The organism is Sphingomonas sp. PSPC2-2 (genome assembly GCF_049897725.1).
Lineage (GTDB): Bacteria > Pseudomonadota > Alphaproteobacteria > Sphingomonadales > Sphingomonadaceae > Sphingomonas.
The window spans coordinates 1-12,306 of the sequence record NZ_JAFCWU010000010.1; the positions used below are offsets into that span (position 1 = coordinate 1).

The 12,306-nt window shown below is 64.2% G+C and carries 10 protein-coding genes; 5 read left to right on the forward strand and 5 right to left on the reverse strand.

The features are described from left to right. The first annotated feature begins 254 nt into the window (after window positions 1–254). The 5 genes from ACP7BY_RS16610 to ACP7BY_RS16630 all read left to right on the forward strand — a co-directional run bounded on the left by ACP7BY_RS16610 (window position 255) and on the right by ACP7BY_RS16630 (window position 7,234). Window positions 255–1,484 (forward strand): TolC family protein, encoded by a 1,230-nt coding sequence (locus tag ACP7BY_RS16610; RefSeq protein ID WP_066112623.1) that lies wholly within the window; start codon window positions 255–257, stop codon window positions 1,482–1,484. After that, window positions 1,481–2,974, forward strand: coding sequence for an efflux RND transporter periplasmic adaptor subunit (locus tag ACP7BY_RS16615; protein WP_010405530.1), 1,494 nt, complete (start codon window positions 1,481–1,483; stop codon window positions 2,972–2,974). Before ACP7BY_RS16610 ends, ACP7BY_RS16615 begins: the two co-directional genes overlap by 4 nt. Next, the gene (locus ACP7BY_RS16620) at window positions 2,971–6,114 is read left to right on the forward strand and encodes an efflux RND transporter permease subunit (RefSeq protein ID WP_033963083.1); all 3,144 of its coding nucleotides are present in this window, start codon (window positions 2,971–2,973) and stop codon (window positions 6,112–6,114) included. The genes ACP7BY_RS16615 and ACP7BY_RS16620 overlap by 4 nt, the downstream gene beginning before the upstream one ends. Window positions 6,115–6,131: 17 nt before the next feature. Continuing rightward, complete coding sequence (locus ACP7BY_RS16625) at window positions 6,132–6,524, forward strand: copper-binding protein (protein ID WP_010405537.1); 393 nt, start codon at window positions 6,132–6,134, stop codon at window positions 6,522–6,524. Between the two features lie 125 nt (window positions 6,525–6,649). Then, window positions 6,650–7,234: a YgjV family protein gene (locus tag ACP7BY_RS16630; protein ID WP_269430243.1), complete on the forward strand. Its 585-nt coding sequence runs from the start codon at window positions 6,650–6,652 to the stop codon at window positions 7,232–7,234. Here the strand turns inward: ACP7BY_RS16630 and ACP7BY_RS16635 are convergent. From ACP7BY_RS16635 to ACP7BY_RS16655, 5 genes are all read right to left on the reverse strand, one after another. After that, complete coding sequence (locus tag ACP7BY_RS16635) at window positions 7,166–7,609, reverse strand: MAPEG family protein (protein ID WP_010405543.1); 444 nt, start codon at window positions 7,607–7,609, stop codon at window positions 7,166–7,168. The two genes, ACP7BY_RS16630 and ACP7BY_RS16635, sit on opposite strands and share 69 nt — an antisense overlap. Window positions 7,610–7,883: 274 nt before the next feature. Further along, window positions 7,884–10,004, reverse strand: coding sequence for an NAD(+) synthase (locus ACP7BY_RS16640; RefSeq protein WP_081988567.1), 2,121 nt, complete (start codon window positions 10,002–10,004; stop codon window positions 7,884–7,886). A 35-nt stretch (window positions 10,005–10,039) separates the two neighbouring features. Beyond that, entirely contained in the window at window positions 10,040–10,606 is a 567-nt protein-coding gene (gene lspA, locus ACP7BY_RS16645; RefSeq protein ID WP_126849018.1) for a signal peptidase II, read from the reverse strand. A gap of 64 nt (window positions 10,607–10,670) precedes the next feature. After that, on the reverse strand, window positions 10,671–11,936 hold the full coding sequence (locus ACP7BY_RS16650; protein ID WP_245535557.1) for a sodium:proton exchanger: 1,266 nt from the start codon (window positions 11,934–11,936) through the stop codon (window positions 10,671–10,673). Window positions 11,937–11,963: 27 nt separating this feature from the next. Next, complete coding sequence (locus ACP7BY_RS16655; protein ID WP_010405551.1) at window positions 11,964–12,305, reverse strand: DUF190 domain-containing protein; 342 nt, start codon at window positions 12,303–12,305, stop codon at window positions 11,964–11,966. Window position 12,306: the final 1 nt, after the last annotated feature.

Here is a 12,306-nt window from a genome sequence, read left to right on the forward strand (position 1 = left end):
CAACATCATCGACCTTTGCTGCGAGGCTTGGAACAGGCTGGTTGATCAGCCATGGCGCATCATGACAATCGGACGCCGCAAATGGGCGCGTGGGTCGTGATCAATGCAGGTTGGTATAAGCACAGGTTCTGGCCGCTACAGGTCGCATAGACGGCTAGGCCAGCAGTGGCGGCGGGATGCCCCCCATCCCGCCGCCACTGACATGCCTGTCATATTGCGCGATGCCGGCCTGACCCTCCGATCAGGAGTTTTCCATGCGATTGTTTCTTTGCGCGCCGCTTCTTGCGGCGATCCCCGGCATTGCATTCGCCGGTCCGCTCACCTTCGAAGCTGCGCTCCAGCGCGCCCGACAGGAAGCCCCGTCGATCAAGGCCAAGGCGCTCGGCGCCGATGCCGCGCGTTACGCGCGCGGCGCGGCCGGAGCTCTGCCTGATCCGACGCTCGGCGTGAGCGTCGAAAGCTTCCCGATCTCGGGACCGCTCGCGTTCGAGCCCAATCGCGACGATTTCACCATGGCGCGGGTCGGCGTGTCCCAGGACATTCCCAACCTCGCCAAGCGCCATGCCCAGCAGGCGCGCGCCGATAGCGACATCAAGGTGGCCGAGGCCGATACCGCGGTCGAGGCGCGCACCGTCGAGGTGGGCACCGCGCTTGCCTGGATCAATCTCGCCTACGCCGAACGCCGGCTTGCCGCTCTCGACGATGTTCTCTCCCGGCTCGAGCGCGTGGTGGGAACGACGCCGGGGGCTGTCGCCTCGGGCAACGCACGGCCGGCGCAGACGCTTGCCGGTCAGCAGGCGGTCGCGGCGATGCAGGATCGCCGCAGCGAACTGGTCTCCAACGTGGCGCGCGCCCGCGCGACGCTGACCCGCTGGACAGGCGATCCCGCGCCTGAGATCGCTGGACCAATCCCTGAATTCCCGGTCGATGCCGCCAAGCTGCGTGCCGGCCTTGATCACCATCCCACCATCGAGATGATCGATGCCCAGGCCGACCAGGCGGATGCCGATGTGCGTGTGGCCGACGCCGGTCGGCGCTCTGATTTCGGTGTCAACCTGGCCTATCAACGCCGCGACCCCCGTTTCGGCGACTTTATCTCGGCCGGCGTGACGGTCAGCCTGCCGTTCTTCACCCGCAATCGCCAGAATGCCGGGATCGCGGCGGCCCAGGCCAGTGCCGGGCGGGTCTTGGCCGAACGCGAGGCCGCGCGGCGCACGCTTGCCGCCGACCTTGACGCTGATATCGCCGACCATGTCATGCATCATGAGCAGTGGATGCGCGCGCAGGGCACGCTGCAACCGCTCGCCGAGCAGCGCGTGAAGTTGGAAACAGCGAGTTATGGTGCGGGCCGCGCCAGTCTGATTGACGTCGCGGACGCTTTTGCCGCGCTCGCCGATGCCACCCTGACGACCGTTGATCGCGAAGCCAAGGTCGCAGCGGACGGAGCCGGATTGAACTTTACTTACGGGAGCGCACCGCGATGAGCCAAGTTACAATTACCCGCAGCCGCCTTCTTGGTGCCGCTGCTCTTCTTGCGCTCGCTGCTGGCGGGATCGGTTTTACCGTGGCCCAACAATGGGAAGGTTCGCACGATCCGGAGAGCGCGAAGCCCGCCGCGCGCAAGATTCTCTATTGGTACGACCCGATGATCCCGGCCGAACATCATGACGGTCCCGGCCTTTCGTCGATGGGGATGCAGACGATCCCCCGCTATGCAGATGAGGCGGGGGCAGGCTCGGCAGCGCCGGGGATTTCAATAGATCCTTCCGCGTCTCAGGCGCTCGGGCTGCGCACCGTCCTGGTCCGACGTGGCGCTTTGGCGAGTAGCGTGACCGCGACGGGGACGATCGATTTCAATCAGCGTGATATCGCAGTCGTCCAGGCACGCACTGGAGGTTTCGTCCAGCGCGTCTATGCGCGCGCACCTGGCGACATCATCGGGGCAGGGGCACCTCTTGCCGACCTACTGGTGCCGGAATGGGGCGGCGCGCAGGCTGAATTCCTTGCGGTCCGCCGCACCGGCAACGCGGCGCTGACCCAGGCCGCGCGCCAGCGGCTCATGCTGCTCGGCATGTCGTCGGGCACGATCGCCTCGGTCGAGCGAGCGGGACGGCCGCACAATGTCATCACAATCTCTACGCCCACCCGCGGGGTCATCAAGACATTGAACGTGCGGGCGGGCATGACCATGATGGCAGGCCAGACGCTCGCGGAGGTCAATGGCCTCGGCACGGTCTGGCTCAATGCCGCTGTACCCGAGGCGATCGCCGGTCCGCTCAAACCCGGACAAACCGTGCAGGCCACGCTTGCCGCTTTTCCTGGCGAGACCTTGTCGGGCCGTGTCTCGGCGATCCTGCCCGAGACTCAGGCCGACAGCCGCACCCTTACTGTCCGGATCGAGCTGCCCAATCGCGGAGGACGTCTGCGTCCCGGCATGTTTGCTACCGTCTCGTTCGGTGGAGCCACGCAACCGGCGTTACTTGTGCCCTCCGAAGCGCTGATCCGCACCGGCAAGCGGACCTTGGTGATGCTGGCCCTCGACAAGGGCCGCTACCGACCCGCAGAGGTGCAAATCGGAAGGGAATCCGGCGATGACACCGAAATCCTCGCCGGGCTCTCCGAAGGTGAGAAGGTTGTCGCCTCGGGCCAGTTCCTGATTGATTCCGAGGCAAGTTTGTCCGGTGTCGAAGCGCGGCCAATCGGAGCTGCCACGCCAACCGCCGCCGCGAAGCCCGCGGCTACGGGAACGCTTTACGAGACCGTCGGCAAGATCGAACAGATCACCGCCAATTCGGTGACGCTGAGCCACGAGCCCGTGCCGGCGATTGGCTGGCCGGCGATGACGATGACGTTCCAGCTTCCCGATCCGAAGATTCCGCGTGGCCTGAAGACAGGGGACCGCGTTCGCTTCGGCTTCGACCGGCCTCCCGCGGGGCCAACGATACGACGTATGACCAAGGTGGCGGGCCAATGATCGCTCATCTCATCCGCTGGTCGGTCAGGAACCGCTTCTTCGTCTTGATCGGCGTACTGGCCCTCATCGGCGTGGGCGTCTGGGCCGTGCGATCGACCGCGATCGACGCGCTGCCCGATCTCTCCGACACGCAGGTCATCATCCGCACCAGCTACCCGGGCCAGGCACCGCAGATCGTCGAGAACCAGGTCACCTATCCGCTCACCACCACCATGTTGTCGGTGCCAGGGGCGAAGACGGTGCGCGGCTACTCCTTCTTCGGCGACAGCTTCGTCTATGTGATCTTCGAGGACGGCACCGACCTCTACTGGGCGCGCAGCCGTGTGCTCGAATATCTCAACCAGGTGCAGGGACGATTGCCGGCGAGCGCGCGTAGCGCGCTCGGTCCCGATGCGACCGGCGTCGGCTGGGTCTATGAATATGCGCTGGTCGACCGGAGCGGCCGGCATGACCTGTCGCAGCTCCGCGGGCTTCAGGACTGGTTCCTGCGCTACGAGCTGAAAACCGTGACCGGCGTCGCCGAGGTCGCCAGCATCGGCGGCATGGTGAAGCAATATCAGGTGCTGCTCGATCCAGTGAAGCTCGCTGCCTACGGCGTCACCCATCAACAAGCAGTCCAGGCGATCAGACAAGCCAACCAGGAGTCGGGCGGCTCGGTGCTGGAGATGGCCGAAGCCGAATATATGGTCCGCGCCTCGGGCTATCTGAAGACGCTCGACGATTTCCGGGCGATCCCGTTGAAGACAGCAAGCGGTGGCGTTCCGGTCCGGCTAGGCGACGTCGCCACGATCCAGATCGGTCCGGAGATGCGGCGCGGCAGCGCTGAGTTGAACGGCGAAGGCGACGTCGCCGGCGGCGTCGTGATCCTGCGCTCGGGCAAGAATGCCCGCGAAACGATCGCAGCGGTCAAAGACAAGCTCGCCGCCCTGAAGGCAAGCCTGCCGCCCGGCGTTGACGTCGTGACGGTCTATGACCGCTCGCAACTGATCGATCGCGCGGTCGATAACCTCACCCACAAGCTAATTGAGGAGTTCATCGTCGTCGCGATCGTCTGCGGCCTGTTCCTCTGGCACGTCCGCTCGGCGCTGGTGGCGATCCTGACCCTGCCCTTGGGCGTGCTCGCCGCGTTCGTCGTCATGCGGTTTCAGGGCGTGAACGCCAACATCATGTCGCTGGGCGGCATCGCCATCGCCATCGGCGCGATGGTCGATGCGGCCGTGGTGATGATCGAGAATGCCCACAAGAAGATCGAGCGCTGGGAGCAGGATCATCCGGACGAGCATCTCGAGGGCGAGATGCGCTGGATCGTCGTCACCGAAGCCGCGGCCGAAGTCGGCCCGGCCCTGTTCTTCAGCCTGCTGATCATCACGCTGTCGTTCATTCCGGTGTTCACGCTGGAGGCGCAGGAGGGCCGGCTGTTCGCGCCGCTCGCCTTCACCAAGACCTATGCGATGGCGTCCGCCGTGATCCTGTCGGTGACCCTCGTTCCGATCCTGATGGGGTGGTTGATCCGGGGCCGCATCCCAGCCGAGCAGGCCAATCCGGTCAACCGCTGGCTGACCAACCTCTACCGCCCCGCGATCGACTGGACGATGCGAAAGCCGAAGGCGGTGCTGGTGATCGCTGCGCTGGTCTTCGCGACAACGGCCTGGCCACTCACCCGGCTCGGCGGTGAGTTTATGCCCAATCTCGACGAGGGCGACCTGCTCTACATGCCCTCGGCCTTGCCCGGCCTCTCTGCGGCCAAGGCCTCGCAACTGCTCCAGCAGACCGACCGGCTGATCAAGACGGTGCCCGAGGTCGAGAGCGTGTTCGGCAAGGCCGGCCGCGCCGAGACCGCGACTGATCCGGCGCCGCTGGAGATGTTCGAGACGACGATCCAGTTCAAGCCCCGCGACCAATGGCGTCCCGGAATGACGCCGGACAAACTGGTCGACGAACTCGACCGCACGGTGAAGCTGCCCGGCCTCGCCAATGTCTGGGTGCCGCCGATCAGGAACCGCATCGACATGCTGGCGACCGGCATCAAGAGCCCGATCGGGGTCAAGGTGTCGGGCGCCGATCTCGCCCAGCTCGATCGCATCGCGCATGATGTCGAGACGGTCGCCAAGACCGTGCCGGGCGTTTCCTCTGCCCTCGCCGAACGGCTGACCGGCGGGCGCTATGTCGATGTCGATATCGACCGCGCTGCCGCCGCGCGGTTCGGGCTCAACATCACCGATGTGCAGGCGATCGTCTCGGGCGCGATCGGCGGCGAGACGATCGGCGAGACTGTCGAGGGGCTGGCCCGCTATCCGATCACCGTGCGCTATCCGCGCGAACTGCGCGACAGCCTGGAGGGTCTGCGGACACTGCCGGTCCTGACCCCTTCGGGGCAGCAGATCACGCTCGGTACAGTTGCGAACATATCGATCGCCGAAGGGCCGCCGATGCTCAAGACCGAGAATGCCCGGCCATCGACCTGGGTCTATGTCGATGTGCGCGGGCGCGACCTCGCCTCGGTGGTCGGCGATCTGCAAAGGGCGGTGGCGAAGCAGGTCAGACTCTCGCCGGGCGTCAGCATCGCTTACTCAGGCCAGTTCGAATATCTCCAGCGGGCGATCGACAAGCTCAAGCTGGTGGTGCCAGCGACGCTGCTGATCATCTTCGTGCTGCTCTACATGATCTTCGGGCGCTTCGACGAAGCTGCCCTGATCATGGGCACGCTGCCGTTCGCGCTCACCGGCGGTATCTGGACGCTGTACCTCCTTGGCTTCAACCAGTCGGTTGCGACCGGGGTCGGGTTCATTGCCCTCGCCGGTGTCTCCGCCGAGTTCGGCGTGGTGATGCTGATCTACCTCAAGAACGCGCTCGAAGAGCGCGGCCACGATCCCGATGCGAGCCAGGTCGAGACGGCGGTTCGAGAGGGGGCTCTTCTCCGCGTCCGCCCCAAGGCAATGACGGTCGCGGTGATCCTTGCCGGCCTGCTGCCGATCCTCCTCGGCTCGGGCGCGGGCTCGGAGGTCATGAGCCGGATCGCAGCGCCGATGATCGGTGGCATGCTGACCGCGCCGCTGCTCTCCATGTTCGTTCTGCCCGCCGCCTATCTGCTGCTGCGCAAGCCCAAGACCAAGACCAAGCCCACCCATCAACCCGCCTAACATGCAAGGAGAAGACCATGAACTATGCACGACTGACTATCGCCCTCGGCCTCGCCGCCCTGACCGCCGCGTGCGGCAAAAAAGCGGAAGCACCTATCGCGACCGAGACCAATCAGGCATCGCCCGATGCGGCGATGAGCGGCGATATGGCGAATATGGCAATGGCGCCCTCCGCGACATCCGCGATCAAGGCCAAGGGACAGGGGACGGTGAAGGAGATCGATAAGGCGGCAGGCACGATCACGCTCGACCATGGCCCGATCCCGGAAGCCAAATGGCCGGCGATGACGATGGCGTTCAAGGCAGCGCCTGGGATCACCGATGCCGCCAAGGTCGGCGACAAGGTCGATTTTGATGTCACGCTTGTTGGCAGTGCGGGTGAGGTGACAGCAATCCAAAAGAAGCCTTGAATGGTCGATTTCATGAGGGCCATTAAAGCGTAATTAACCTCGTTCCTTCACGCTTCAGCTATGGGAAAAGACAGAGCTGAGCGCGGCACGCAGATCAACACAGGAACAACCGCGCGGGGGCCGTCGTGATTGCCACCGCGTTCGGTTGCATGGCTCTTTTGTGCGTCATCAGCTGGCCGTTTTTCAGCGACTATAAAAAGGTCGTCCAAATTCAGAGTGCAGGCGCTGCCGCCTTCGCGATGTATTTTCTGATGTTGGGATCTCCTACGGCGGCGATCGCGTGCCTCATTTCCTGCGCGCAGCTCGTCGTTTCGGCATCGGTGCGTGATCGCTATGTCGTCGTGCGACTCTACGGAGCCAGCCTCATTATATTGTCTTTCCTTTCGGTAGTGACATGGCACGGCATACCGTCTGCGCTGGCATTGACGGGGAGCTCGCTGGGTAGTCTGGCGCGCTTGCAGACATCGACTACGCGTATGAAGGGGCTCTTCCTCCTGGGGGCTCCATTTTGGCTTGCCCATAATTTGATCGTCGGAGCTCTGTTCGCGTTGGGGACAGACGCGGTATCGTTGGCGTCAAACCTGGCGAACCTGATGAGGTTTGTGGTGCGTCGCCGGAGGACTGTATCTTTCAGCCAAAGGTCAAGCGCTTCCGCCAATGCGCCCGGAATATTTGCTCAGGCTGGACCGGTTTCGACACTGGGCATTTAGTGGCATGCCACGCACCTCGATCCGTCCTGCCGCGAACAGGACTACGGCGCCGGTGATGAAGCCGAGCGGAGCGTCGCCATCGACGGTGGAGAGCCCGAGAAAGGCGATGCTCGTCATCGTCGCCTGCTCAAGCGTGTTTTGAAGAAATGCGAGCGGCACCCTCAGCCGCTCGCTTGGAGGAGCGAAGGCGGAGCCGGGATTGTCATGTGCCGAGTAGCGCCGGATGGTCGACACCATCCCGACACCGATGGCGACCCACAGCATTACGAGGAGGCTTTCGCGGGCGGCAAACGCGAGCCGCGGGGCAGTTTCCCGTGGCAGCTCAATCTGTTCGGGAAGCCACAAAGTGGCGACACCCAGGACCGTTGCGCACATCAGGAAGACCCACCCGGCCCTCCCTTCGTATTCCCGACCGTTCTGCGGCCATGGTCAAAGGCTTCGGATGCTCAGCCATTGTCGTTCGCTCCAGCTTGCCTGCCGATGGATCGTCGCCGCCCCTCCGCGCCCTGGATGGGGGCCGCCCCGCAACGGCGCCTCCGTCGCACCCACGTCGGGCTGCCTCTTCGCCGTGCTCGGGACGACGATGTCGCCGGGCGCCCCGAGGTGCGGACGGCCGGTGCGCAGCCACCGGGCCGTATGGTATCGGATTTCATCGGACAATGGGTCTGCCCTCCGCGGCTACCGCAGGTGGTTCCTGCGTCAGAGGAGACACGTCCGCCGCGTTGAGGTCCTCGGGCACGTTGTTGCAAAGCTCATCGATCCAGAGCTGGCCGTTGGCGTCCGAGGGCGCGCGCCAATCGCCGCGCGGCGACAGCGAGCCGCCAGTCGTGACCTTCGGCCCATTCGGCTGGGCGGATCGCTTGAACTGGTTGGCGAAGAAGCGGCGCAGGAAAACGTCGAGCCAGTGGCGGATGGCAGGTATATCATAGGAGCGCTTCTGGTCCTCCGGAAAGCCCGGCGGCCAGTTGCCCGCGGAGGCGTCCTGCCAAGCGTGCATTGCTAGGAAGGCGATCTTGGAGGGGCGCAGCCCAAATCGGGTCAGATAGTAGATCCAGAAGTCGTGGAGTTCGTAGGGGCCGATCTTTTCCTCTGTACTCTGCGACTGGCCTTCGGATGCCTGCGGGATGAGCTCCGGCGATATAGTCGTCCCGAGCACGTCGAGCAGGATGTCGGTCACTTGGGCGTCGAACAGCCGGTTCGACGCCGTCCACCGGATGAGGTGCTGAATGAGGGTCTTCGGAAGCGAGCCGTTGACGTTGTAGTGGCTCATCTGGTCGCCGACGCCGTAGGTGCACCAGCCGAGTGCGAGCTCCGACATGTTGCCGGTGCCGAGCACCAGGCCCTGGCGCTGGTTGGCGGCCCTGAACAGGAGATCGGTCCGGATCCCCGCCTGCACGTTCTCGAAGGTCGTGTCGTAGACCGGCTCCCCGCTCGCGAACGGGTGCCGCAGATCGCGAAGCATCTGGTTGGCCAGCGGCGTGATATCGATTTCCTCGGCCGTCACCCCGAGCCCGCTCATCAGCGAATGCGCGTTGGACCTGGTCCTGCTGCTGGTGGCGAAGCCGGGCATCGTGAAGCCGAGGATGTCGGTACGCGCACGCCCGAGCAGATCAAATGCCTTCGCCGCGACAATCAGGGCGTGGGTCGAATCCAACCCTCCGGACACGCCGATGCAGATCTTGCTTATTCCGGTCGTCTCAAGGCGCTTCGCGAGCCCGGTCACCTGGATGTTGAACGCCTCGTAGCAGTCCTGATCGAGCCGGGCTGGATCGTTAGGTACGAAGGGGAAGCGATCGATGCGTCGCCGCAGGCCCAAGTCGCCAGCGGGCGGCTGGAGAACGAAGGACACGCGACGGAAGCGCCGGTCCGGCATGCCGTTGGCGATTGCCGCCTCGTTGAACGTACCGGTCCGCATGCGCTCCAATTGCAGCCGCTCGATGTCAATGTCCGCGACGGCCATCTGGGACTCTGCGCTGAAGCGCTCCGTCTCCGCGAGTTGGGCCCCGAGTTCGTAAATGCAGGCCTGGCCATCCCAGGCTAGATCGGTTGTCGACTCCCCGTGTCCAGCCGCCGAGTAGACGTAGGCGGCCCAGCAGCGGCCGGACTGGACCTCGCAGAGGCGTCGCCGTGTGTCTGCCTTGCCCACCACGATGTTGCTGGCAGAGAGGTTCGTCAGGATCAGCGCGCCGGCGAGCGCGCCGAAGTCGCTGGGCGGGGCGGGCGCCCAGGCATCCTCGCATATCTCGGTGTGGAAGATCAGGCCGTCGACATCCTCCGCCTGGAACAGGAGGTCCATCCCGAACGGAACGGGCTCGCCTCCGAGGCAGATCTCGCCGCGCACGTCCCGCCCGGAGGCGAACCAACGCTTCTCGTAGAACTCCCGATAGTTGGGCAGGTGCCCCTTCGGCACGACGCCGAGAATTCGACCCCGATGAATGGCGATGGCGCAGTTGTAGAGCCGCCCCTCACGGCGCAGCGGTGCCCCGACGAGGAGGACCGGGTGGAGATCGCTACTTTCGGCGACCAGCTCCAGAAGTCGTCGTTCGACCTCGTCGAGCAGGGCCCGCTGATGGAGGAGGTCGTCGATCGAATAGCCCGACAGCCCGAGCTCCGGGAAGACCATCAGCGCGACCCCTTCATCACTCCCTCTGCGGGCGAGCCTCAGTGTTTCCTCGAGGTTGAACGCCGGTTCCGCGATCCTGCAGAGGGGGCAGCAAGCGGCGACCCTCACAAAGCCTTGTCGGTAGATCGACAGGAAGTGGCCTGTCATGGGTGGCGCTCCCTCATTCATCCCCGCTTCTGACATCAGTTCTTCCCGCAACGGGTGGATCGCGGCTTCAAATGCCCGTTGGACTCGTCGCAGGCGATGAGCATGATGACGAAGCCAACGGTGATGAAAGCATCTGCCATATTGAACGTCGGCCAGTGAGATCCGCCCCAGTGGAGGTCGATAAAGTCGCGTACGGCGCCGAATCGCAGCCTGTCGGCGATATTCCCAATGCCGCCGCCGAGGATCATGCCCAGCACGGCGCGGTAGAGAGGACTCGCCGACCGCAGGATCATCGCGAGGAGAAGAGCCGTGACGGTCGCCGCGACCCCGATCAGCAGGATCGGATGCACCCTTGTGCCGATCCCGAAGGCAACGCCGGCGTTCATGCTGGACGTGATGGTAAGGAAGGGGAGGACGGGTATCGCGCCGTGGCTTGCAACGAGCTCGAAGGCCGCCGGCTTGGTCACCTGGTCCACGGTCAGGGCGAGCCCTGCGCCCAGCCAGGTGGCAGCCCTCGTCATGGCTTCACCCTCGCGCTGCGGCGTATTCCCCGGCCTAGAGGCTGGGCTGTCGAGGACCGGAGCGGCGAGTTGGTCAAACAACGACTCCACCTCCTACGTTTGCCGGCGGGCCGGCCGTGTCGGTTCAACGACGCTGGCCGTCTCACTAGCCTGTTTTCCTGAAAAGCGCGCCAAGCGCTTTGCGGTTCGTCAAGAACAGGCCAGCCGCGAGCGCCAGATAGCCCCAAGCCAGCCACGTCAGACTGTTGACGATACGCAGTTCGTCACCCTGCCAGATTACCGCCAAAGCCACCTGGGCGACGAAAAGGGTAGCGAGCGCCGCCGCACCCACCAGACTGAGGCGAAGACGCAGCAGCAAGCCGATACCGAATAACGACTGTGCGGCAGTGAGGAAGAATTCCTCGTGTTGGCGTGTGTCGAGCGGGAGGCTGGTCAGATGCCCCGCGCCCAAGCTGACCGCCAGCGGCAACATGCCGACTAGCAGAGTCCATTGATTGATCTTGTCGGACATCATCGTCGCGAGGCCGGACGCGGCGCGGCCCGACAGCACGAACAGCGCCGCCACGACGACGGCAGGCGCTTCGCTGGCCAGCGGCGCGAGCCACTGGATCAGCAAGAACTCGTCGAACCCCAAAAGGCGGCCCGAGTCGATCATCGACTCTGCAAAAGGTTCGGCGGATACAAGAATAATCGCGGCTGCGACGATCGTCAGCGCTCCCATGGCTAACCATTGGCGAAGGGGTGAAAGCAGCATGAGCGCCGCGGCCGGGCCAGGCTCGTCGTCATCGTCGTCATCGTCGTCATCAGCGTCTGCGCCAGTTTCCTTCCGACTGGCGCGCCACATATACACCCCGAACAGCGCGATAAGGACGATGGTGTCGATGGGTGAAATTCGGCCCTTCGCCACGATCGCGAAGGCATAGATGCTTGGCAGAAGCAGAAAGAGGATTTCGGTTCGGTTCGCGGGCCGTAACTCAATGGCGCGATCCCGCGTTCGCCGCCAGTGAAGCAATACCAGAAGCGGCCAGGCAAGGCCGACGAGCAGCCGATTTGCGCCGGTCATGTTCGCCGCGGCATAATGGACGTAATTCGATCCGGGGTTCGCGCCCGCCGAATAGGCGTAGTAAAAATCCACGGCATATTCAGGGAGCACGGTGATCAGCGCGACGATCGCCACGATCAACCCTGCCGAAATGCGCTTCTCGGCCGCCTCGGCGCCCCATGACAAAAGGAACCCCGCAGCGAGGATAGCCGCTCCGAAAACGAACGTGTCGAGCAGCGGGTTGGGACGCCAGCCTTCGATCCGCAGGATCACGGCGGGAATCATTGCCGCCCCGACCAGCACGAGCAACAGGGCAAAGCGGCGCAATGATGGCCGTGGAGACGAAGCGGAAGGAATATCAGTCGCCAAGAACGATCCTCACCCTGATCCCAAACCTCACTCTGGTTGTATACTGCTGACCGAAAGCTCTGACCCGAGAACCTCCACTGCTTCGAGCGTCATCAATCCTATCCCTGGCACGTCGGACAGGTCCGACACGAACGCCCGCAAACGAGCGTCGAAATCGACGATCTCGATCACCACGGCTCGATCGCTTTCGAGTACATGCCTGCGATGAAGATGCGCCGATCGCCCGAACCCAATAAGCGCCTCAAGCACGGTCACGCCGGCGAGTCTGGCGTCACGCGCCTTGGATGCGACCACCTCGAGCACCTTGCGGTCGCCGTAATAGGCGGCCTCGTCGGTGTAGATGCGGAGCAATTTGGTATGTTCGCTCATG